This is a genomic window from Mycobacterium sp. (assembly GCF_047975165.1).
In the GTDB taxonomy this organism is placed as follows: domain Bacteria; phylum Actinomycetota; class Actinomycetes; order Mycobacteriales; family Mycobacteriaceae; genus Mycobacterium.
Genome location: NZ_JBKECZ010000057.1, coordinates 15,436 through 36,937 on the forward strand (window position 1 = coordinate 15,436; position 21,502 = coordinate 36,937).

21 protein-coding genes and 1 pseudogene are annotated in these 21,502 nt (G+C 68.5%); 2 read left to right on the forward strand and 20 right to left on the reverse strand.

Translation table 11 applies throughout. The annotated features are described in order from the left end of the window. Positions 1-429: a hypothetical protein gene (locus ACK5M9_RS06260; RefSeq protein WP_416892315.1), complete on the forward strand. Its 429-nt coding sequence runs from the start codon at positions 1-3 to the stop codon at positions 427-429. A gap of 16 nt (positions 430-445) precedes the next feature. On the opposite strand, the gene nuoN is transcribed toward ACK5M9_RS06260, so the two are convergent. The 14 genes from nuoN to ACK5M9_RS06330 are packed head-to-tail and all read right to left on the reverse strand — an operon-like array spanning position 446 to position 16,041. Then, the gene (gene nuoN / locus ACK5M9_RS06265) at positions 446-2,023 is read right to left on the reverse strand and encodes an NADH-quinone oxidoreductase subunit NuoN (RefSeq protein WP_416892316.1); all 1,578 of its coding nucleotides are present in this window, start codon (positions 2,021-2,023) and stop codon (positions 446-448) included. Beyond that, on the reverse strand, positions 2,020-3,618 hold the full coding sequence (locus tag ACK5M9_RS06270; protein ID WP_416892317.1) for an NADH-quinone oxidoreductase subunit M: 1,599 nt from the start codon (positions 3,616-3,618) through the stop codon (positions 2,020-2,022). Before ACK5M9_RS06270 ends, nuoN begins: the two co-directional genes overlap by 4 nt. After that, the gene (nuoL, locus tag ACK5M9_RS06275) at positions 3,615-5,519 is read right to left on the reverse strand and encodes an NADH-quinone oxidoreductase subunit L (protein WP_416892318.1); all 1,905 of its coding nucleotides are present in this window, start codon (positions 5,517-5,519) and stop codon (positions 3,615-3,617) included. The genes ACK5M9_RS06270 and nuoL overlap by 4 nt, the downstream gene beginning before the upstream one ends. Positions 5,520-5,529: 10 nt before the next feature. Then, a complete protein-coding gene (gene nuoK / locus ACK5M9_RS06280) occupies positions 5,530-5,829 on the reverse strand; it encodes an NADH-quinone oxidoreductase subunit NuoK (protein ID WP_416892319.1) in 300 nt (99 codons plus the stop codon). Continuing rightward, complete coding sequence (locus ACK5M9_RS06285) at positions 5,826-6,626, reverse strand: NADH-quinone oxidoreductase subunit J (RefSeq protein WP_416892336.1); 801 nt, start codon at positions 6,624-6,626, stop codon at positions 5,826-5,828. The genes nuoK and ACK5M9_RS06285 overlap by 4 nt, the downstream gene beginning before the upstream one ends. A gap of 8 nt (positions 6,627-6,634) precedes the next feature. Further along, a complete protein-coding gene (gene nuoI / locus ACK5M9_RS06290; RefSeq protein ID WP_416892320.1) occupies positions 6,635-7,192 on the reverse strand; it encodes an NADH-quinone oxidoreductase subunit NuoI in 558 nt (185 codons plus the stop codon). Next, entirely contained in the window at positions 7,185-8,492 is a 1,308-nt protein-coding gene (gene nuoH, locus ACK5M9_RS06295) for an NADH-quinone oxidoreductase subunit NuoH (protein WP_416892337.1), read from the reverse strand. The genes nuoI and nuoH overlap by 8 nt, the downstream gene beginning before the upstream one ends. Positions 8,493-8,506: 14 nt before the next feature. Then, complete coding sequence (locus ACK5M9_RS06300) at positions 8,507-10,948, reverse strand: NADH-quinone oxidoreductase subunit G (RefSeq protein ID WP_416892321.1); 2,442 nt, start codon at positions 10,946-10,948, stop codon at positions 8,507-8,509. 7 nt (positions 10,949-10,955) lie between these two features. Then, on the reverse strand, positions 10,956-12,284 hold the full coding sequence (gene nuoF, locus ACK5M9_RS06305; protein WP_416892322.1) for an NADH-quinone oxidoreductase subunit NuoF: 1,329 nt from the start codon (positions 12,282-12,284) through the stop codon (positions 10,956-10,958). After that, on the reverse strand, positions 12,281-13,051 hold the full coding sequence (nuoE, locus tag ACK5M9_RS06310; protein ID WP_416892323.1) for an NADH-quinone oxidoreductase subunit NuoE: 771 nt from the start codon (positions 13,049-13,051) through the stop codon (positions 12,281-12,283). Before nuoE ends, nuoF begins: the two co-directional genes overlap by 4 nt. After that, on the reverse strand, positions 13,048-14,379 hold the full coding sequence (gene nuoD / locus ACK5M9_RS06315) for an NADH dehydrogenase (quinone) subunit D (protein ID WP_416892324.1): 1,332 nt from the start codon (positions 14,377-14,379) through the stop codon (positions 13,048-13,050). The genes nuoE and nuoD overlap by 4 nt, the downstream gene beginning before the upstream one ends. Further along, on the reverse strand, positions 14,379-15,101 hold the full coding sequence (locus tag ACK5M9_RS06320) for an NADH-quinone oxidoreductase subunit C (RefSeq protein WP_416892325.1): 723 nt from the start codon (positions 15,099-15,101) through the stop codon (positions 14,379-14,381). The genes nuoD and ACK5M9_RS06320 overlap by 1 nt, the downstream gene beginning before the upstream one ends. After that, positions 15,098-15,652, reverse strand: a complete 555-nt coding sequence (locus tag ACK5M9_RS06325) for a NuoB/complex I 20 kDa subunit family protein (RefSeq protein ID WP_416892326.1) — start codon at positions 15,650-15,652, stop codon at positions 15,098-15,100. Before ACK5M9_RS06325 ends, ACK5M9_RS06320 begins: the two co-directional genes overlap by 4 nt. 8 nt (positions 15,653-15,660) lie before the next feature. After that, complete coding sequence (locus ACK5M9_RS06330) at positions 15,661-16,041, reverse strand: NADH-quinone oxidoreductase subunit A (RefSeq protein ID WP_416892327.1); 381 nt, start codon at positions 16,039-16,041, stop codon at positions 15,661-15,663. A gap of 424 nt (positions 16,042-16,465) precedes the next feature. Between ACK5M9_RS06330 and ACK5M9_RS06335 the strand changes: the two genes are divergently transcribed. Continuing rightward, positions 16,466-17,659: a PPE family protein gene (locus ACK5M9_RS06335; protein ID WP_416892328.1), complete on the forward strand. Its 1,194-nt coding sequence runs from the start codon at positions 16,466-16,468 to the stop codon at positions 17,657-17,659. 7 nt (positions 17,660-17,666) lie between these two features. Here the strand turns inward: ACK5M9_RS06335 and ACK5M9_RS06340 are convergent, their stop codons facing one another. From ACK5M9_RS06340 to ACK5M9_RS06365, 6 genes and pseudogenes are all read right to left on the reverse strand, one after another. After that, a complete protein-coding gene (locus tag ACK5M9_RS06340; RefSeq protein WP_416892329.1) occupies positions 17,667-18,068 on the reverse strand; it encodes a hypothetical protein in 402 nt (133 codons plus the stop codon). 61 nt (positions 18,069-18,129) lie between these two features. Next, the gene (locus ACK5M9_RS06345) at positions 18,130-18,537 is read right to left on the reverse strand and encodes a nuclear transport factor 2 family protein (protein ID WP_416892330.1); all 408 of its coding nucleotides are present in this window, start codon (positions 18,535-18,537) and stop codon (positions 18,130-18,132) included. Next, a complete protein-coding gene (locus tag ACK5M9_RS06350) occupies positions 18,534-18,941 on the reverse strand; it encodes a DUF6285 domain-containing protein (protein WP_416892331.1) in 408 nt (135 codons plus the stop codon). Before ACK5M9_RS06350 ends, ACK5M9_RS06345 begins: the two co-directional genes overlap by 4 nt. Further along, positions 18,908-19,900 carry a phosphotransferase family protein gene (locus tag ACK5M9_RS06355; protein WP_416892332.1) on the reverse strand — a complete coding sequence of 331 codons (993 nt, stop codon included), beginning with the start codon at positions 19,898-19,900 and terminating at the stop codon, positions 18,908-18,910. The genes ACK5M9_RS06350 and ACK5M9_RS06355 overlap by 34 nt, the downstream gene beginning before the upstream one ends. Further along, positions 19,897-21,135, reverse strand: a complete 1,239-nt coding sequence (locus ACK5M9_RS06360; protein ID WP_416892333.1) for an acyl-CoA dehydrogenase family protein — start codon at positions 21,133-21,135, stop codon at positions 19,897-19,899. The genes ACK5M9_RS06355 and ACK5M9_RS06360 overlap by 4 nt, the downstream gene beginning before the upstream one ends. A gap of 10 nt (positions 21,136-21,145) precedes the next feature. Continuing rightward, positions 21,146-21,502 (reverse strand): annotated as a pseudogene (locus tag ACK5M9_RS06365) (TetR/AcrR family transcriptional regulator); the annotation flags it as partial.

Here is a 21,502-nt window from a genome sequence, read left to right on the forward strand (position 1 = left end):
ATGGCATCGCGCACGCAGAACCGGGTCTTGACGACGTCGTTCGGTCTGCTGATGGTGATATCGGTTACCGTTGGCGCCCAGGGGATCGCGCAGGTTTGCGGTGCCGCGGCGGCGATCGCGGTGGGTCTGGGCGCGGCGTTCCGTCCGATGGCCCCTGTCGCGGTGGCGTTGACGGTGCCGGTGATTGCGGTGACGCAGCCGGCACCCGTTCCGGCCGCGCTGGCGGGGCTGTGTGCGGCGGCCTGCCTGATGTGCGGATACCTACCGGTGGAGATGGTGAGCGGCCCTACGCTCGTTGCGGCCGTTGGTTTTACCGTCGCCGGACTCCTCGCCGCGTCGTTTCCGGTTCACTTGCCATGGGCGCCGCTGGTGGCCCCGCCGGCGGTGCTGGCGATATATGTTCTGGCCACCCGAGCGTTCATGAGCTGAACGAAGCGATCGACGATCAGTGCAACAGATTCGCGGCGATGTCGGCCAGGTCCAGCATCGGCTGCGGGAAGATGCCCAGCGCAAGGGTCACCAGGGCGCACGCGGCGATCGCCGCCTTGCCCAGCGCACCGGGCGGCACCACCTGCGGGGTGTTGTCGGTGGGCGGCGTAAAGAACATCAGCACGATCACCCGGACGTAGAAGTAGGCCGCCACCCCGCTGGAGATCACCCCGATGATCACCAGCGGCACCGCACCGCCTTCCGCGGCCGCCTGGAACACCGCGAACTTGCTGATGAACCCGCTGGTCAGCGGGATGCCGGCGAAGGCGAGGAGAAACATCGAGAACAGCACGCCGGCGATCGGCGAGCGCTGCCCCAGCCCCGCCCAGCGGGACAGCTCGGCATCCTCGACGCCGCCGGCAGTGCGGACCAAGCCGACCACAGCGAAGCCGCCGACGGTGCTGAAGCTGTAGGCGACCAGATAGAACATCGTCGCCGACACCCCCACCGGGTTGTCGGCAATCACCCCGGTGAGGATGAAACCGACGTGGGCGACCGACGAATAGGCCAGCATCCTTTTGACGTCGGTCTGGTTCACCGCGGTGATGGTGCCGACGATCATCGTCAGGATCGAGATGCCCCACAGTACCGGCCGCCAGTCGTGGTGCAGCGGGGGCAGCGCCACGTAAACCACGCGCAGCAGCGCACCGAACGCGGCAACCTTGGTGGCCGCGGCCATGAATCCGGTGATGGGAGTGGGTGCGCCCTGGTACACGTCGGGAACCCACGAGTGGAACGGGACGGCGCCCACCTTGAACAGCAGGCCGGCCGCCAGTAGCGCGACGCCCAGCAGGGCGAGCGACATGTCGGTCGGCCCGGCGAGCGCGTCCCGGATACCGGTGAGTTGCAGGGTGCCGGTCGCCCCGTAGAGCATCGCGACCCCGTAGAGGAAGAATGCCGACGAGAATGCGCCCAGCAGGAAATACTTCAACGCCGCTTCCTGGGACAGCAGACGGCGGTACCGGGCCAGACCGCACATCAGGTACAGCGGCAGGGACAGCACTTCCAGCGCGACGAACATGGTCAGCAGGTCGTCGGCCGCGGGAAACACCATCATGCCGCCCACCGACAGGATGAGCAGCGGGAAGAGTTCGGTCTGGGCAGCGCCGGCGCGTTGCGCCTCGTGTTCGGTCTCGCTGCCCGGCACCGCCGAAGCCTGCGGGGTGAAGTAATCCAGGCCGGCGAAAACCTTTGCCGCACTCGGGCTCCGGGCCTGCTGAAGGCTGCGTTCGGCGATGAAGACGGTGGCCAGTATCGCTACCAGCACAACGGTGCCCTGGAGAAAGAGCGCCGGACCGTCCACGGCCATGGAGCCCATCATCGCGGGTTTACCACCGGCCGGCAAAGATCTGGCCACCACGATGACGGCGGCGAACGCGGCGGTCAGGCCGCCGAGTGCCAGCGCGACCTGTGTCCCGTAGCGTGCCCGGCGCGCCACGAACGCCTCGACCAGCACGCCGGCCACCGCGACCCCGAACACGATGAACAACGGAGACAGCAGGAAGTACTCGATGCTGGGTGTGGGCAGGGTCATCGGTGCGGTCCTTCGGCTTTCGCGGGGGCGCCGTGCAGGGGCACGCTGGGCGAGGGGTCGTGCTGGCCGATGGTGATCATGGTGTGCTCGACCGTCGGGTTGATGGCGTCCAGGATGGGCTTGGGGTAGACGCCGAGCACGAGCAGCAGCGCGATCAGCGGTGCCACCACGATCTTTTCGCGAAGCACCAGGTCGCCGATATTCTCGTTGCCCGCAGCCACCGGCCCGGTCATCATGCGCTGGTAGAGCCACAGCATGTAGATGGCCGACAGCACCAACGCGACGACACCGAACGCCGCGGCCAGCCAGTAGCGGTCGAAAGTGCCCAGCAGAACCAGGAACTCGCTGACGAACGGCGCCAGGCCGGGCAGCGACAGGGTGGCCATGCAGGAGACCAGGAACGTTCCGGCCAGGATCGGGGCCACCTTCTGTACCCCGCCGTAGTCAGCGATCCGGCGGCTGCCGTGCCGTTTCACCAGGAAGCCGGCGATCAGGAACACTGCCGCCGTGGAGATTCCGTGGTTGAGCATGTAGAGCGTCGACCCGCTCTGGCCCTGGGTGGTCATCACGAAGATGCCGGCGATGATGAACCCGAAGTGTGAGATCGACGTGTAGGCGATCAGGCGCATCATGTCGGCCTGGCCGATCGCCACGATCGCACCGTAGATCACCCCGATGATCGCCAATGTCACGATCGCCGGCCGGAAATACAGTGCGGCATCCGGAAACAGCTGTAGGCAGTACCGCAGCATGCCGAAGGTGCCGACCTTGTCCATCACCGCCGTGATCAGCACGGCTGTTGCCGGAGTCGACTCCACGGCGGCGTCGGGCAGCCAGCGGTGCAGCGGCCACAGCGGGGCCTTGACCGCGAAGGCAAACATGAAGCCGAGGAATATCGCCTTGAACACCGCGGGGTCGACGGCGCTGTAGCGGCCCCACTCCATGCCGGTCACGATGTCGCGGAAGTCGAAGGTGCCGCCGGCGCCCACCGTATGCCGTGCGGTCACCACGTACAGACCGATCACCGCGGCCAGCATGATCAGCCCGCCGAACAGGTTGTACAGCAGGAACTTCACCGCGGCCCGGGCGCGCCCGGCGCCCTGGCCGAAGCCGCCGATCAGGAAGTACATCGGGATCAGCATGGCCTCGAAGAACACGTAGAACAGCAGCACGTCGAGGGCGACCAGCGAGATGAGCACCATCGACTCGATGGCCAGCGTCAGTGCGACGTAGGCGTGCACGCCCCGCGGGCTGCCCCCATCCCCGGGACCACGCACGTCGTTCCAGCCAGCCGCCAGCAGCACCGGGATCAGCACGGTGGTCAGCAGCACCAGGGTCAACGCTACGCCGTCCACGCCGATGGTGTAGCCGGCGCCGAAAGCTGGTATCCACCGGTGCGATTCGACGAACTGGTAGGTGTGTCCGCCGGGATGGAACCGGGCGCCGACGACCAGCGACACCGCCAGCGTCGCGATGCTGACGATCAGTCCGGTCCATTTGGCGACCTGGCGCATATCCGGGGGCAGCAGGATGATCAGGACCGAGCCGGCCAGCGGCAGCAGCCACAGCACCGAGAGCCAGGGGACGTTGGTCACCACAGATTCACCACCAACAGTGCTCCGGCCAGCAGGGCCGCACCCGCCAGCATCGACAACGCGTAGTTGCGGGCGAATCCGGTCTGCATCGCTCGCAACTGGTTCGACAGCCTGCTCACCAGCGCGGCCAGCCCGTTCACCGAGCCGTCCACTCCGGCGTTGTCGACGGCGACCATCGCCCGGGTGAGTTGCGCACCGGGGCGCATGAACACCTCCTCGTTGAAGGCATCGCCGTAGACGTCGGCGCGCGCAACCCTGGTCAGCGCGGACACCTCGACCGGCGCCGTCCGCGGGATATCGGCGCCGCCGCCGTACATCCGGTAGGCCACCGCGATGCCGGCGGCGACGACACCCAGCGCCAGGGCGGTGCTGACCCAGGCCGGTATGGCATGGGCGGCTTCTTCGTGCGCGCCGACCACCGGCTCCAACCAGTGCGGCAGCGTGCCGCCGATGGCGAACAGCCCGCCGGCGAACACCGAACCGAACGCGAGCAGGATCATCGGCCCGGTCATCAGGGCGGGAGACTCGTGCGGGTGTGCGTCCTGCGCCCAGCGCTTCTGGCCGAAGAACGTCATCAGCATCACCCGCGTCATGTAGAACGCGGTGACGCCCGCGCCCAGCAGCGCCGCCCCGCCCAGGACGTAGCCGCGGACACCGCCGGCGGCCAGGGCCGCCTCGACGAGGGCGTCCTTGGAGAAGAATCCGGCGAACGGCGGCACCCCGATGATCGCCAGATATCCCAGCCCGAACGTCGCGAATGTGATGGGCAGTGCGGCGCGCAGGCCGCCGTAGCGGCGCATGTCCTGTTCCTCGTCCATCGCGTGGATGATCGACCCGGACCCGAGGAACAGGCCGGCCTTGAAGAAGCCGTGGGTGAGCAGGTGCATGATCGCGAACGCGTAGCCGGCTGGGCCGAGGCCGGCGGCCAGCACCATGTAGCCGATCTGACTCATGGTGGATGCGGCCAGCGCGCGTTTGATGTCGTCCTTGGCGCAGCCGATGAACGCTCCCAGCAGCAGGGTGACCGCCCCGACGATAACGACCGCCAGCCGGGCGTCGGGGGCCAGGTTGTACAGCGGGTTGGACCGCACGATCAGGTAGACGCCGGCGGTCACCATGGTGGCGGCGTGGATCAGCGCAGACACCGGGGTGGGGCCTTCCATGGCGTCGCCCAGCCAGGCCTGCAGCGGGACCTGGGCGGATTTCGCGCAGGCGCCCAGCAGCAGCAGCAGACCCATCGCGTTCAGCGCTCCCGGGCCGGCCGCGGGCGCACCGGCGAATACCCCGCTGTAGGACACGCTGCCGAAGGTGGCGAACATCAGAAACATGGCCAATGCCAGGCCGGCGTCCCCGACCCGGTTCATCACGAACGCTTTCTTGGCCGCGGTGGCCGCCGTCGGCTTGCGATACCAGAAGCCGATCAGCAGGTAGGACGCCAGGCCGACACCCTCCCAGCCGAGGTAGAGCAGCACGTAGTTGTCGGCGACCACCAGCAGCAGCATCGACGCCAGGAACAGGTTGAGATAGCCGAAGAACCGGCGTCGATCCGGGTCCTCGGCCATGTAGGCGACCGAATAGATGTGGATCAGCGAGCCCACGCCGGAGATCAGCAGGACGAAGCAGATCGACAGCTGGTCTATCTGCAGCCCGAAGTCGACCCGCAACTCCCCGACCGGAATCCAGGAGAACACGGTCTCGACCAGGGTGCGGTCTTCTGCGCCGCGGCCGAGCATGAGCACCAGCAATTTCACGCCGACGCCGAACGCCGACACCGCGGCCAGTGTTCCCAGCCAGTGCCCCCACGCGTCGGTGCGCCGTCCGCCGAACAGCAGGATCGCCGCACCCGCCAGCGGCAGGGCCACCAGCAGCCAGGTGTAGTGCATCTCCAGAGACGTTGTCACGGTGTCGTTCTCAACCCCTGAGTAGATTCGCGTCGTCGACCGAAGCCGATTTGCGGGCACGGAAAATCGTCATGATGATGGCCAGGCCGATGACGACCTCGCATGCGGCGACGACCATCGTGAAGAACGCGATCATCTGTCCGTCGAGTGCGCCGTGCATGCGTGCGAAGGTGACGAACGCCAGGTTGACGGCGTTGAGCATCAACTCCACGCACATGAACATGACGATCGCGTTGCGCCGCAGTAGCACTCCGGACGCCCCGATGGTGAACAGTAGGGCCGAAAGATAAAGGTAATTGGCCGGATTCACGACGCGCCCCCCTTGACTCCCTTGACGACCTCTCCCTTGGCGGCCTGGTGCGAGGGCGCCTCGAGGCCGTCCGCTCCGCGGGTCCGCAGGATTTTCGACACCGACATCTCCGAGTACGAGCCGTCCGGCAGCAGCGCGGCCACGTCGACGGCGTTGTGCCGCGCGTAGACACCGGGGTTCGGCATCGGGGTGGGGTGCCCGCCGGGACGGAAGCGCTCTTCGGCGAGCTCCCGCTGGGTCTTGCGGCGGGCGAAGCGCTCACGGTGGGCCAGGATCATCGCCCCGATCGCGGCGGTGATCAGCAGAGCGCTGGTCAGCTCGAAAGCCCACAGGTACCGGGAGAAGATCAGCGCCGCCAGCCCTTCCACATTGCCGTCGGCGTTGGCCGCGGTCAGACCGGAGAAACCTCCGGCACCCGCGTTGCCGATGCCCGCGATCAGCAGGATGCCGAAGCCGAAGCCGATCATCGCGGTCGCGGCCCGCTGACCCAGCAGGGTCTCCTTCAGCGATTCCGCCGAGTCCACGCCGATCAGCATCAGCACGAACAGGAACAGCATCATCACCGCGCCGGTGTAGACCACCACCTGCACGACACCCAGGAACGGTGCGTCTTGGGCCAGGTAGAACACCGCCAAGGCGAGCATTGTGGTCGCCAGGCTCATCGCCGAGTAGACGGCGTTGCCCGCCAGCACCACCCCGAGTGCTCCGAGCAGCGCCACCGCGCCCAGCACCCAGAACGTCACGGCCTCGGCGGTCGAGGTGCGGACCAGCGTCTCGGCCGCCAGATCGGTGGCCAGTGTGGTGATCACCGGGGGTCTCCCGCGTGCTGGGTCTCGCGCAGGCCGGCCGGGGTCACGTTGCCCAGGTAGTAGTCCTTGTCGGTGGCGCCCTCGGCGCGGGGATGCGGCGGCTGGGTCATCTCGGGCAGCAGCGGCGCCAGCAGCCGGTCCTTCTCGTAGATCAGGTCTGCGCGGTTGTCGTCGGCCAGTTCGTAGTCGTTGGTCATGGTCAGGGCGCGGGTGGGGCAGGCCTCGATGCACAGGCCGCAGCCGATGCATCGCAGGTAGTTGATCTGGTACACCCGCCCGTAGCGTTCCCCGGGGGAATACCGCTGCTCGTCGGTGTTGTCCGCGCCCTCGACGTAGATCGCGTCGGCGGGGCAGGCCCAGGCGCAGAGTTCGCAGCCGATGCACTTCTCCAGGCCGTCGGGGTAGCGGTTGAGCTGGTGGCGGCCGTGGTAGCGGGGCGCCACCGGACCGGGCTTCTCCGGGTACTGCTCGGTGACGGTCTTCTTGAACATCGAGCCGAACGTGACGCCGAATCCGGCGACGGCGTCCAGCGAACGCCGGAATGGGTTAGCCATGTGCCTTCTCCTTGGTTGCGCCGACGGGCCCGGCCGGCTGCGCGGGCAGCGGTGGAACCGGGAACGCGGTTGCGGAGGCTGCCGACAGCTCGCGCTGTCCGGCTTGTCCGGCTTGCTCCAGTTGTCCGGCTTGCTCGGCGGCTCGGCTTCGCTCTCGGCGGGCTCGGGTACGGGGGCTGGGCGCGCTGAACGGTTTTCGCAGCGTCGCCAGCAGCGCGACGGCCACGACGATGCTGGCGATCACCATCGCCGCGGTCCACTGCGGGTACCCCTCGTTGCGCAGGCTGCGGATGACGGCGGCGATCATCACCCACACCAGGGAGACCGGGATCAGCAGTTTCCAGCCCAGCGACATGAACTGGTCGTAGCGGAACCGGGGCAGGCTGGCGCGCAACCAGAAATAGACGAACAGGAAGGTCCACATCTTGGCGGTGAACCACAGCACCGGCCACCAGCCGGTGTTGGCGCCGGCCCACATGTTCACCGGCCACGGGGCGTGCCAGCCGCCGAAGAACATCACCGTGGCCAGCGACGACACCGTCATCATGTTGACGTATTCGGCCAGCATGAAGATGGCGAACTTCAGCGACGAGTACTCGGTGTGGAATCCGGCGACCAGCTCGCCCTCGGCCTCGGGCAGGTCGAACGGGGCCCGGTTGGTTTCGCCCACCATCGAGATCAGGTAGATCAGGAACGACGGGAGCAGCAGGAACACGTACCAGAGGCGGTCCTGGGCGGCGACGATCTGCGACGTCGACATCGAGCCGGCGAACAGGAACACCCCGGCGAAGGACAGCCCCATGGCGACCTCGTAGGAGATCACCTGGGCGGTCGAGCGCACCCCGCCCAACAGGGGATAGGTGGATCCCGACGCCCAGCCGCCCAGCACGATCCCGTACACGCCGATCGCCGAGAGTCCGAGGATGAACAGCACCGACACCGGAAGATCGGCGAGCTGTAACGGGGTCCAATGGCCGAACACCGACACTTCCGGGCCGAACGGGATGAACGCGAACGCGGTGAACGCCGGAATCGCCGAGATCGCCGGCGCCGCGAAATACACGAACCAGTCGATGTCCTTGGGCGTGATGCTCTCCTTGAGCGCCAGTTTGATGCCGTCGGCCAGGCTTTGCAGGAGGCCCCACGGCCCCACCCGGTTGGGGCCGGGCCGCAACTGCATCCAGCCGAGGATCTTGCGCTCGGCGAGGATAGCGACCAGCACGTTGAGCATCAGGAACACGAAGACGCCCAGGGCCTTGCCCAGGATCAGCCACCACGGGTCGTGTCCGAAGGCGGCCAGGCCGTGCGAGCAGGTCATCGCGTCACCCCGTTCGCACTGATTTTCACGGTGTCTCCGGTGCACGCGCCCAATTGCCGGTGCACCGCCGAACCCGGTGAGTTCAGCGGCAGCCACACTGTTTTATCGGGCATGTCGGTGATGTCCAGCGGCAGGGTGATCGCGCCGCGCGACGTGCTCACCGTGACGGGTTCTCCCGCGGCGGCGCCGATTCCGGCTGCGGTGTCCGGTGACAACCGCACGGCGGGTTTGCGCGCGGTGGCGGCCAGATGCGGTTCGCCGTCCTGGCCGCGACCGCTGTCGAGCAGCAGCCGCCACCCGGTCAGCACAGCCTCACCGGCGCCGGGTCGTGTGGTAGCGCCTGCCGGCGCCCGGGGGCTGGCGCAGCGCTTTCCGTCCCAGGCGCCCAGGGCGGCCAGCTCCGCGCGGGCCGACTCGGCGGTGGCGCATCCCAGGCGGATGCCCATCTCCTCGGCCAGGGTGTCGAGCACCCGGTGATCGGATTGTCCGGCTTGCAGCGCGGTGCCGTGGAAGACCGGTTCGAAGCCGCGGAAACGGCCCTCCCAGTTGATGAAGGCGCCCGCCTTCTGGGTGGTCGGGGCGACCGGGAACACCACGTCGGCGCGTTCGGTGGCCTCGCTGTGCCGCAGCTCCAGGCTGACCACGAACGGCGCCGCGTCGAGTGCGGCCAGCACGGCGTCCGGGTCGGCGAAGTCGCCGGGTTCGATGCCGCCGACGAGCAGGGCGCCCAGTGTGCCGTCGGCGGCCGCCGCCAGGATGCCGGCCGCGTCCCGCCCCGCCTTGGCCGGCAGGTCGTCCACCCGCCACGCCGTGCGGACCTGTGCGCGGGCGGTTTCGTCGGCGACCGGACGGCCCCCGGGCAGCAGGCCCGGCAGGGCGCCCGCCTCCAGGGCGCCGCGCTCCCCGGCGCGCCGCGGCACCCAGGCCAGGCGGGCGCCGGTGGCGTCGGCCAGCCGTGCCGCGGCCGACAATCCGCCGGGCACCGTGGCCAGGCGTTCGCCGACCATGATCACCGCGCCGGGGGTGCTCAGCAGGTTGCCCAGCTCACCGGTGGCCAGCGAGTCCAGTGCCGACGGTTCGTCGCCGGGTGCCGTCCGCAGCAGCCGGCCCGATATCTTCGCCAGCCCGCGGGTGGCGAACGGCGCTATCGCGTAGACCGGCACGCCATTCTTGCGGGCGGCTTTGCGCAACCGCAGGAACACCCCGGGTGACTCGTCCTCCGGCTCGAACCCGGCCAGCAGGACCGCCGGCGCGGTTTCCAGGTCGGTGTAGCTGACGGTGATGGGCCGGCCGGCGATCCTCGCCGCCAGGAACTCGGCCTCCTCGGCCGCGGACGGGCGGGCCCGGATGTCGATATCGTTGGTGTCCAGCGCGATTCGGGCAAACTTGGCGTAGGCGTAGGCGTCCTCCCAGGTGACCCGGCCGCCCGTCAGGACGCCGGTGCGTCCGCTTGCGGCTTGCAGTCCGCGCGCCGCGGTGACGATCGCGTGCGACCACGACGCCGGCTGCAGCGTCCCGTCGTCGTCACGGACCAGGGGAGTGCTGATCACGTCGCGTTCGGTCGCGTAGGTGAACGCAAAGCGGCCCTTGTCGCAGATCCACTCCTCGTTGACCTCGGGGTCGTCTCCGGCCAGCCGGCGCATCACCTTGCCGCGCCGGTGATCGGTCCGCTCGGCGCAGCCGCCCGCGCAGTGCTCGCACACACTCGGGCTGGACACCAGGTCGAACGGGCGGGCCCGGAACCGGTAGGACATCCCGGTCAGTGCGCCCACCGGGCAGATCTGCACGGTGTTGCCGGAGAAGTAGGACTCGAACGGTTCGTCGGCGTAGATCCCGACCTGCTGCAGGGCGCCGCGCTCCTGCATGTCGATGAACGGGTCGCCGGCGATCTGGTCGGAGAACCGCGTGCAGCGTGCACACAGGATGCAGCGGTCGCGGTCCAGCAGGATCTGGGCGGAGATGTTGATCGGCTTGATGAAAGTGCGTTTGTCGTCGGTGAACCGGGAGTCCGCGCGGCCGTTGGACATTGCCTGGTTCTGCAGCGGGCATTCGCCGCCCTTGTCGCACATCGGGCAGTCCAGCGGGTGGTTGATCAGCAGCAACTCCATCACCCCGTGCTGGGCCCGGTCGGCGGCTGGCGAGGTGTGTTGGGTGCGCACCACCATGTCGTCGGTGCACACCGCGGTGCACGAGGCCAGGGGCTTGCGCTGGCCCTCCACGTCGACCAGGCACTGCCGGCAGGCGCCGACCGGGTCGAGCAGCGGGTGGTCGCAGAACCGGGGGATCTGGACACCCATCAGCTCGGCGGCGCGGATCACCAAAGTTCCCTTGGGAACGCTGATTTCGGTATCGTCGATGGTCAACGTCACCATGTCCGGCGGGGTGACGGCGCCGGAGTCCGCAGCTCCGGTGTTGGCCGCATCAGAAGTCGTGGTCATCGCTGCCTCAGGCCTTTCCGTCCGGCGAGAGCATGGCGTCCCGGGGGTCGAACGGGCATCCGCCGCTTTCGACGTGGGCGACGTATTCGTCGCGGAAGTGCTCGATGGACGACGTCACCGGGCTGGTGGCGCCGTCTCCGAGCGCGCAGAACGCCTTTCCCAGGATCGAGTCGGATATGTCGAGGAGCTTGTCCAGGTCTTCGCCGGTGCCCAGGCCCGTCTCCAGCCGGTGATAGATCTTGTCCAGCCAGAAGGTGCCTTCGCGGCACGGCGTGCATTTCCCGCAGGACTCGTGCTTGTAGAACTCCGTCCAGCGATGAACCGCACGCACCACGCACGTCGTCTCGTCGAAAATCTGCAGCGCCTTGGTGCCCAGCATCGAGCCGGCGGCCGCGACACCCTCGTAATCCAGCGGCACGTCGAGGTGCGCGTCGGTCAGGATCGGGGTCGAGGAGCCCCCCGGGGTCCAGAACTTGAGCCGGTGCCCGGTGCGGATCCCGCCGGCGTAGTCGAGCAGCTCGCGCAGCGTGATGCCCAGCGGCGCCTCGTACTGGCCGGGCCGGGCGACGTGCCCGGACAGCGAATAGAGCGTATAGCCGGGGGATTTCTCGCTGCCCATGGAGCGGAACCAGTCGATCCCGTCGAGGACGATCGACGGGACGCTGGCGATCGTCTCGACATTGTTGATCACGGTCGGGCAGCCGTAGAGGCCGGCGACGGCGGGGAAGGGGGGCCGCAGCCGCGGCTGCCCGCGGCGGCCTTCGAGGGAGTCCAGCAGCGCGGTCTCCTCACCGCAGATGTAGGCGCCGGCGCCGGCGTGCACCACCAGTTCCAGGTCGTACCCGGAGCCGCCGATGTCGCGGCCCAGGTAGCCCGCGGCGTAGGCCTCGGCCACCGCGTTCTGCAGGCGGCGCAGCACCGGCACCACCTCGCCGCGCACATAGATGAAGGCGCGGCTGGCCCGGATCGCGTAGGAGGCGATGATGACGCCTTCGACGAGCACGTGCGGCGTGGCCAGCATGAGCGGAATGTCTTTGCAGGTGCCGGGTTCGGACTCGTCGGCGTTGACCACCAGGTAGTGCGGCTTGGCCGCGGCGCCGGAGTCGCCCTGCGGAATGAACGACCATTTGGTCCCGGTGGGGAAGCCCGCCCCGCCCCGGCCGCGCAGCCCGGAGGCCTTGACGGTGGCGATCACGTCGTCGGGGTTCATCTCCAGGGCCTTCTTCATGGCCCGGTAGCCGCGTTGGCGTTGGTAGGTCGCCAGGGACCAGGATTGCGGGTCGTCCCAGTAGCGGCTGAGGACCGGAGTCAGCGGGGTGGCAGGGGAGGTCGTCACGGCTGGCCTCCCGGAGCGTCCGGCGCCTGCATGTCGTGCTCCCGGGCGACCTCCAGGCCGGCGAGGGTGGCCGCGCCGGCGCCGCCCTGGCCCTCGTCGGCGCGTTCGTCGCGGAATCCGGCCAGGATCCGTGATGTTTCGCGGAAGGTGCACAGCGGTGCGCCCCGGGTGGGCGGCACCGGTTCACCGTTGCGCAGCGAGTCGACGAGCTCGCGCGCCGAGCCGACGGTCTGGTTGTCGTAGAACTCCCAGTTGACCATCACCACCGGCGCGAAGTCGCAGGCCGCGTTGCATTCGATGCGCTGCAGGGTGACGGTGCCGTCGTCGGTGGTCTCGTCGTTGCCGACGCCCAGGTGCTCGGCGAGGTCGGCGAAAATCGCGTCGCCGCCCATCACCGCGCACAGCGTGTTCGTGCAGACACCGACCAGGTAGTCGCCGGTGGGGCCGCGGCGGTACATGGTGTAGAAGCTGGCCACCGCCGAAACCTCGGCCCCGGTCAGGTCGAGTTGGCGGGCGCAGAACCGCAGCCCGGCCGCAGTGAGGTGGGAGTCCTCGGCCTGCACCAGGTGCAGCAGCGGCAGCAGAGCCGACCGTTTCTCGGGGTACTTGGCCAGGATCTCCTTGGCCTCGGCCTCCAGTCGCGCCTGCACCTCCGGCGGGTAGGTCTGCGGGGCGTCGTCGGTGGCGAACCGGCCGGGTTCCGACGGCGGCGGGCCGAGTTGCAGGAACACCCGCTCGCCGCTGCCCGGTGTCGATGAGGCGCTCATCGGTCCACTCCGCCCATGACGGGGTCGATGCTGGCTACCGCGCTGATCAGGTCGGCGACCATGCCGCCCTCGCACATGGCGGCCACCGACTGCAGGTTGGTGAAGGACGGGTCCCGGTAGTGCACCCGGTACGGCCGGGTGCCGCCGTCGCTGACCATGTGCACGCCCAGTTCGCCGCGCGGGGACTCCACCGCCGAGTAGACCTGGCCGGGGGGAACCCGGATGCCCTCGGTCACCAGCTTGAAGTGGTGGATCAGCGCCTCCATCGAGGTGCCCATGATCTTGGCGATGTGCTCCGGGGAGTTGCCCATGCCGTCGGGGCCCACGTGCAGGTCTGCCGGCCAGGCGATCTTGCCGTCTTCGATCATGGTCGGGCCGGGGCGCAGCTTGTCCAGGCACTGTTCGACGATCTTGACCGACTCCCACATCTCCTTGACGCGAATGATGTAGCGCCCGTAGGCATCACAGGTGTCGGCGGTGATCACGTCGAATTCGTAGTCCTGGTATCCGCAGTAGGGTTCGCTCTTGCGCAGGTCGTGTGGCAGCCCGGTGGCCCGCAGAATCGGACCGGTGATGCCCAGTGCCATGCATCCGGTCAGGTCCAGGTAGCCGACGTCCTCGGTGCGGGCCTTCCAGATGTCGTTCTCGTTGAGCAGCTCACCCATTTCGCGCAGCGGCTGGCGCAGCTCGTCGAGGGCTTTGGCGATGTTCTCGGCCCCATTTGCGGGCAGGTCCTGGGCCACACCGCCGGGCCGGATGTAGGCGCTGTTCATCCGCAGCCCGCTGATCTGCTCGAACAGGTTGAGGATGATCTCGCGGCCCCGGAAGCCGACGAACATCGGCGTCATCGCACCCAGTTCCATGCCGCCGGTCGCCAGCGCGACCAGGTGCGAGGAGATCCGGTTGAGCTCCATCATCATCACCCGGATCACGTTGACGCGCTCGGGAATCTGGTCGGTGATGCCGAGCAGCTTCTCCACACCCAGGCAGTAGGCGGTTTCGTTGAAGAACGGCGACAGGTAGTCCATCCGGGTCACGAACGTGACACCCTGTGTCCAGGAACGGTATTCGAGGTTCTTCTCGATCCCGGTGTGCAGGTAGCCGATTCCGCAGCGGGCTTCGGTGATGGTTTCGCCCTCGATCTCCAGGATCAGTCGCAGCACCCCGTGGGTGGACGGGTGCTGGGGACCCATGTTGACCACGATGCGTTCGCCCGGGTCGGCCTTGCGGGCGGCATCGACGACCTTGTCCCAATCCTGGCCGCCGGCAACGACTACCGTCTCGGGGCTGCCGGTTCCGTCGTGTTCGACGGAGGTGGTGGTGCTCATCAGTTGTAGGCCCTCCGCTCGTCGGGCGGGGGAATCTGCGCGCCCTTGTATTCGACCGGGATACCGCCCAGCGGATAGTCCTTGCGCTGCGGATGCCCGTGCCAGTCGTCGGGCATCTCGATGCGGGTGAGCGACGGGTGCCCGTCGAAGACGATCCCGAAGAAGTCGTAGGTCTCGCGCTCATGCCAGTCGTTGGTCGGATACACCGCGTACAGCGACGGGATGTGCGGATCACTGTCCGGGACGGACACTTCCAGCCGCAGCCGCCGGTTGTGGGTGATCGACTGCAGCGGGTACACCGCGTGCAGTTCCCGGCCGGTCTCGTGCGGGTAGTGCACGCCGTTGACCCCCATGCACAGCTCGAACCGCAGTTCGGGTTCGTCGCGCAGCCGCTGGGCGACCTCTGCGATCAGCTCCCGGCGCACGTGCAGGGTCAGTTCGTCGCGGTGGACGACGACACTTTCGATCGCGTCGTCGAATTCGATGCCGTCGCGCCCCAATGCCTCGGCCAGCCGGTCGGCGACGTCATCGAAGTAGCCGCCGTAGGGCCGGGGGCTGCTGCCCGGAAGGGCGACGTCGCGCACCAGCCGGCCGTAACCGGAGGTGTCACCGGAGCCGGAGACGCCGAACATGCCGTGACGAACGTCGATCACCTCGGTCCCCGGGGGCGACGGTGCGTCCCGGGGGGCGGTGTCCTGCGGGGTTTTGTCCGCTGAGCTCATCGCAGCAGCCCGTGCATCTCGATGGTGGGCCGGGCCGCCAGTGCGGCCTGTTCGGTTTCGGCGATGACGCGCTCGCGGTTGACGCCCAGCGGCATCTCCTGGATCTTCTCGTGCAGTTTGAGGATCGCGTGCAGCAGCATTTCCGGCCGGGGCGGACAGCCCGGTAGGTAGATGTCCACCGGCACCACGTGGTCCACGCCCTGCACGATCGCGTAGTTGTTGAACATTCCGCCCGAGGATGCGCACACCCCCATGGCCAGCACCCACTTGGGCTCGGCCATCTGGTCGTAGATCTGCCGCAGGACCGGGGCCATCTTCTGGCTGACCCGCCCCGCCACGATCATCAGGTCGGCCTGCCGGGGCGTCGCGGAGAACCGTTCCATGCCGAACCGGGCGATATCGAACCTCGGCCCGGCGGTCGCCATCATCTCGATCGCGCAGCAGGCCAGCCCGAACGTCGCCGGCCACAGGGAGTTCTTGCGGACGTAGCCCGCGACCTTCTCCACCGTCGACAGCAGAATGCCGCCGGGCAGCTGTTCTTCCAGACCCATGTCCTACCTCAATCCCACGTCAGGCCCCCGCGGCGCCACACGTAGGCGTAGGCCACGAACACCGTGAGCATGAACACACCCATCTCGACCAGCGCAAAAGTCCCCAGCGAGTCGAAACTTACCGCCCACGGATACAGGAACACGATCTCGATGTCGAAGATGATGAACAGCATCGCCGTCAGGTAGTACTTGATCGGGAAACGTTGACCGCCGGCCGGGCGGGCGCCGGCCTCGCCCGCGACCTCGACCGGTTCGATCCCGCACTCGTAGGCCTCCAGCTTCGACCTGTTGAAGCGGCTGGGGCCGGTGATGCTGGCCAGGAACACCGATCCGATGGCGAACGCTGCGGCAATGGCCGCCATCACCAGGATGGGCAGGTAGACGTTCACATCGCTCCAAGATCTGTCGTGCGAGCCGCCGGGGCCGCAGGGCGGTACCCGAGCCGGGGTTCGATCAGAGATATCCGTGACGGACCGGGCTTGTGGTGCGTCACCGCGATCTTCAACATAGTCGCGCGGCGGGCGGAACACATGGTCGGGGGTCACTGCGGAGCCGGGACGGCCGACGGTCGGGACCGCCCGGTGCTGTCGCGGGTTGCGACCGGTCGATGCTGCTTGGTGGAGATACCGGGGGAACGGTGCGGTCCAGTGGACGACAGGTAGATAATTTTGGCTTTGCCAGGCACAATGTTGGAAGTTCGAAGGACGGCGGGGGCTCCCTCCCGAATTGCGGCCGTTTCCGCCGGAGCCGGCAGCGGGGTCCTTGAGACGGTCCGTGACTGCCCTGATCGAACAGCAGCGAGGGAATTTACCTGTGAGTTTTTTCACTCTCCCCCCTGAGATCAATTCCCTGCGCATGTTCCTGGGTGCGGGTGCGGCTCCGATGCTCACGGCAGCCACGGCCTGGGACGGGTTGGCCGCCGAGCTGGGGACGGCCGCGGATTCGTTCGGGGCGGTGATCTCGAACCTGGCCGGCCAGGCCTGGCAGGGTGCGGCCGCATCGGCGATGGCCAACGCGGCAGCCCCGCTGGCGGGCTGGCTGGCTGCGGCGTCGATGGAGTCTGCCGGGGCCGCCGGGCAGGCCAAGGCCGTGGCGACTGCCTTCGAGACCGCGCAGGCCGCGACCATTCATCCGAGCGCGGTTGAGGCCAACCGCAACGCGTTCGTCCAAATGGTGATGACGAACCTGTTCGGACAGAACGCGCCCGCGATCGCGATGGCCGAAGCTCTCTACGAGGAGATGTGGGCCGCGGACGTGTCCGCGATGAGCGGCTACTACTCCGGTGCCGCGGCGGCTGCCTCGCAGATGACGTCGTGGCAGTCGGTGTTGCAGGGCTTCCCCGCGCTGGCAGGTGCGGTCGCGGGAGGTCTGGGTTTGGGCGCCGGTGTCGGTGTGGCCGGGGGGGCGGCGGCCGTGGGCGGTAGTGGCTCAGCTGGAGCTGCCGGGGCCGGAACTGTCGGCGCCGGGATGGCGCCTGCCGGGGCCGGAACTGTCGGCGCCGGGATGGCGCCTGCCGGGGCCGGGACTGTCGGCGCCGGGATGGCGCCTGCCGGCTCCGCAGGTGTCAATCCGGGTGCCTATTCCGCAGGAGGTGACGCCGTCGGTGTCTCGGGCGCCGGAAGCGCCGCGGCGACCACCGCCAATCCCGGGGTCGTTGGCCCCGGCGTCGGGCTTGGCGGGTTCGCGATGATGCCGATGGCGATGGCCGGTCTTGCGGGCGTCGGAATGGCCGGCGGGGGTGCCAGTGCGCCCGGTGCGCCAGGGCCGGCGACGTCGGCAAAGTCCGAGAAAGCCGAGGAAGGGGATGCGGCCGCGGAAACTCCGGAAACCGCGGCAGCGGAGACATCGGAAGCCGCGGCGCAGGCTCGCGAAGCAGAGGTTCCCTCGCTGGGCGTGTTGCCGACTGCCGAACCCGGGGTCGCCGCGCAGGCGGCGGAGAGCCAGGAGGCCGCCGCCGCTGCTGCTGCTGCTACGGAGTCCTCGAGGATTCGAGTGCGAGGCAGCTGAGGAACCCTCAGCGCGTGGCGGGGCCGAGTAGGCCCAGCACCGTGCGGCCCAGCACGATCGGGTCGAGCGGATGCGACACCGCCGCCTCGGCGCGCGACCAGCTGGCCAGCCAGGCGTCGTCCGGACGCCCGGTGAGCACCAGGACCGGTGGGCAGGAAGCCAGCTCGTCTTTCAACTGCTTGGCGATTCCCATCCCGCCGGTCGGTGTCGCCTCCCCGTCGAGAATGGCCAGGTCGATGCCGCCGGCGTCCATCTTCTGGATCACCATCGGACCGGTCGCCACCTCGATATAGCTCAACTCCGGCAGGTCGGGGTGCAGCCGCTTGCCGAGGGCCCGCATCACCTGCTCGCGGGTTTGCACGTTGTCGCTGTAGACCAGGATGTTCAGCGGGCTGCTCGAATCGGGCACGGTGCCGATGGTAATTCACCCGGGCCGTGCGGAGTGCACTCCCCTGTTGGCGCTGCGAGGGCTACCGGCCGAGCAGCGGGGCGAGTTCGGCGGGATCGAAGTACTCCTCGATCGTGGCGATCAGGCCCTGGTCGTCCAGCTTGATCACCATGCAGACCCGCACGGAGATCGACGCGCCCGATTTCCCGGTCGCGTGCAGGATGTGCTGCTGGACGAATCCGCGGCCGCCGCCGTCGCAGTCGTCGAAGACCAGCCGATCCAGGATTTCATAGCTGCGCGACCGGGTGTTCTCGATGAACCAGTCGATGACCCGTAGCGCCCGGGCCTTGTCGTCGGTCTTGGCGGGGCCGCGGCCGGTTCGCCAGACGGCGATGTCGGCGCTCCACATGCCGGCGACCTCGGCCTGCCGGCCCGCCTCGATGGCGGCGAACAACCGGTCGGCGGTGTCGGTGACGGCGTTGGATGTCATGGGGCTGCCTCCTGTGTGTGCGCGTATCCGGGGTGTGCGGCCGCCAGCCGGTGGCCGACCAGCCGGCGCAGGCAGGCAACCACGTCGCGGGCCCGGGCGTCGAGTGCTCCGGTGCGGATGGCGGCGGCCAGGGCGGCCTCGTCGGCGAAACCGAGTTCGGCCAGCGCCGCCCGCGCGTCCGCTTCGCCGTATTCGCCCGGTCCGCTGGATCCGACGGGCCCGAGCAGTTCGCGCTCGACCATCCGCAGGGCGTTGGCGGCCACCCGCGTGTGGAAATTGAGCTGGCCGTCGGTGGCCTCGCGGACCTCGGTTTCCAGGAATTCGGCGACGGCGGCGACGAGTTCGACCGCGGTCGGCCGGCCGTGCAGGTTCACGCGTCCTCCAGCAGGTCGAGCAGATCCCATTCGTTCTCGCATACCCGGCGACCGATGGTCGCCAGTTCCACCGAGCGGGTCTGCCCGCTGAGATGGCGCTGCGCCTGGTAGCGGCACATCACGCCCCAGCGCAGGGTGGCCAGCACCCGCCACCAGTGAAACGCCGCCCGGTCCACGCCGGTCCCCGAGGCGTCCTGGTAGCTGCGCAGGAACTCCTCGATGCCGCCCAGCCCGCCGGCCCCGCGGCTGGCGGGTGCGCCGAACCGCCAGGCCCGCACGCAAAACCAGGCCAGGTCCTCATATGCCGAACCGGCATGCACCAGTTCCCAGTCCAGGACGGCGGCCAGGCCGGATTCGTCGACGATCAGGTTGCCCATCCGGAAATCTCCGTGCACCAGGACGGCGACGGACTCGGGCGAGGCGGCGGCGCTGCCGGGGCGATTGTCCTCCAGCCAGCGAAACGCCCACTCGAAGGTGGCGGTGGTGTCGCCGATGACATCAAGCTGTTCGCGCCACAGCCCGACGGGATCCTGGCCGGTAAGCCCGGGGATGCCGGCGTCGGCCTGGTGCACCGCGGCGATGGCGTGGGCGCACTGGCGCAGCAGCCGCGCGCGGGCCCGCGCCGGGTCGCTTGTTCGGTCCAATTGGCGCTGGATGCGCCGCGCGATGGTCTCGCCCGGGATTTCATCGCAGATCAGGAACGGATTGCCCAGTGCGGCAACGGAATCGTCGGCGATCAGGATGTGCGGGACGGGTGCGCCCGCCGCCGCCGCGGCGGCCTGGACCCGGGCTTCCAGCTCCATGCCGACGTGAATATCGTCGGGCGGCCCGACGCGCAGGATCAGTGCCCGGCGGCCACCGGCGGTGACGGCGTCGAAGGCCCAGGTGCTGCGGCTGGCCCCGCCGGTGAGCGCGCGCAGGTTCTCGACGCCGAGCGGTTCGCCCAGCAGCGGGCCCAGCAGCCCGGTCAGACGGTCGGCCAGCGTCACTTCTTGCCGAACTTGAACAGCCGCTGCGCGACCCGGCGCATCTGGATCTCATCGGCGCCCTCGGTGATCCGGTAGCGGCGGTGGTGACGGTAGATGTGTTCGAGTTGCTCGTGGCGGCTGTAGCCGATGCCGCCGAGTGTCTGCATGGCCCGATCGGCGGCGTCGCACACCAGGCGGTTGGCGCGGTAGTTGGCCATCGAGACCTTGTCGGAGACTTCCATGTGATGGTTGTCATCGAGCTGGGTGGCCGCGTAGTACACCAGCAGCCGCACCATCTGGGCTTCGGTCTGCAACTCGACCAGCGGCCACTGCACCGCCTGGTTCACCGACAGCGGTTTGCCGAACACGATGCGTTCGCCGGCGAACGCCACCGCGCGGTCGATGCAGTACTGGGCGGCCCCCAGGCTGCTGGCGGCCTGGCGGATCCTGTTCTCGTGCAGGAATGTCTGCCCCACCTCCAGGCCCCGGTCCACCTCGCCCAGCACGGCGTCGCCGGGTACCCGGACGTTGTCGAGTGCCACCTCGGCGTGGTCGGTGGGCATGTTGAACGTCCACCAGTAGTAGGGCACGGTGAAGCCCTCGGTGTCGGTGGGCACCAGGAACGCCGAGATTCCCCGCGCCTGGCCCGGGTCCCCGGAGGTGCGGGCGAATACCAGGTCGTGGGTGGCCCGGTGCACACCGGTGTTGAAACGCTTGGCGCCGTTGATGACCCAGCCGTCGCCGTCCTGCACGGCGGTGGTCTCCAGCCAGGTGGCATCGGATCCGTGGTTGGGTTCGGTCAACCCGAACGCCATCGACCGCTCGCCGGTTATCAGGGCTTCGGTCCATTCCTGCTTCTGGGCGTCGGTGCCGAACCGGTCCATCATGATGACCTGCGGGAAGTTGCCGACGATCGAGGACTCGTCCTGCAGGTCGTTGTGCAACCCGAGGCCCTTGTGCGCCAGATGCTCCCGGATCACCGCCATGTCGATGTTGGTGCCGTCGCGACCGCCGAACCGGGCCGGCAGGCCGTAGCGCAGCCAGCCCGCCCGGTCGGCGCGCCGGCGCATCTCGGCGAGTAGATCTTCCCATTCCCGGCGCGGGATACCGTCGTTGTCCCAGTCGGTGCGGGCGTTTTCCCGGCGGTGGTCGAAGTACTGAATGTGCTCGCGTTCCAGCGGTTTGATCTCGGCTTCGATGAAGTCGTCCATCTCGGCCAGCAGGGCCGGCAGGTGCTCGGGCAGGGTGAAATCCACGTTGTCGTCCTTATTTTCCGTACAGGGTTTTCTTCCAGATTCCAGACAGCAGGGCAATCGCGTCCTCGTCGCCGATAGTCACACCCAACCCTTTCCCGGGGTCGGAGGTGCCGACGAACACGGTGGTGAAGTTCTCGAAGAGCAGCGCGATGGCCGCGGCCGTGTGCAGCGGATTGAGCTCGGCGCCGAACCCCTGCTCCTGGGCGCGGCGCACCGAGGCGGCCACGATGTCCATGCCGAAGCGCCGGAACTCGTTCTGCACGTCGGCGAATCGCTGCTGGGCGGCGGCCAGCTGGGCGACCGCGATCATGATGCCGATGTTCGCCTTGAACGTGTTCCAGTAGCCGGCGACCACCGAGGTGAAGAA

What these genes read in the sequence shown, in the direction of transcription:
- ACK5M9_RS06260 (WP_416892315.1), top strand. Translation starts at nt 1, where the DNA reads ATGGCATCGCGCACGCAGAACCGGGTCTTGACGACGTCGTTCGGTCTG.
- ACK5M9_RS06320 (WP_416892325.1), bottom strand. Translation starts at nt 15,101, where the DNA reads ATGAGCTCAGCGGACAAAACCCCGCAGGACACCGCCCCCCGGGACGCA.
- ACK5M9_RS06345 (WP_416892330.1), bottom strand. Translation starts at nt 18,537, where the DNA reads ATGACATCCAACGCCGTCACCGACACCGCCGACCGGTTGTTCGCCGCC.
- nuoE (WP_416892323.1), bottom strand. Translation starts at nt 13,051, where the DNA reads ATGAGCGCCTCATCGACACCGGGCAGCGGCGAGCGGGTGTTCCTGCAA.
- nuoI (WP_416892320.1), bottom strand. Translation starts at nt 7,192, where the DNA reads ATGGCTAACCCATTCCGGCGTTCGCTGGACGCCGTCGCCGGATTCGGC.
- ACK5M9_RS06300 (WP_416892321.1), bottom strand. Translation starts at nt 10,948, where the DNA reads ATGACCACGACTTCTGATGCGGCCAACACCGGAGCTGCGGACTCCGGC.
- nuoD (WP_416892324.1), bottom strand. Translation starts at nt 14,379, where the DNA reads ATGAGCACCACCACCTCCGTCGAACACGACGGAACCGGCAGCCCCGAG.
- ACK5M9_RS06350 (WP_416892331.1), bottom strand. Translation starts at nt 18,941, where the DNA reads ATGGGATCTGCTCGACCTGCTGGAGGACGCGTGAACCTGCACGGCCGG.
- nuoN (WP_416892316.1), bottom strand. Translation starts at nt 2,023, where the DNA reads ATGACCCTGCCCACACCCAGCATCGAGTACTTCCTGCTGTCTCCGTTG.
- ACK5M9_RS06325 (WP_416892326.1), bottom strand. Translation starts at nt 15,652, where the DNA reads ATGGGTCTGGAAGAACAGCTGCCCGGCGGCATTCTGCTGTCGACGGTG.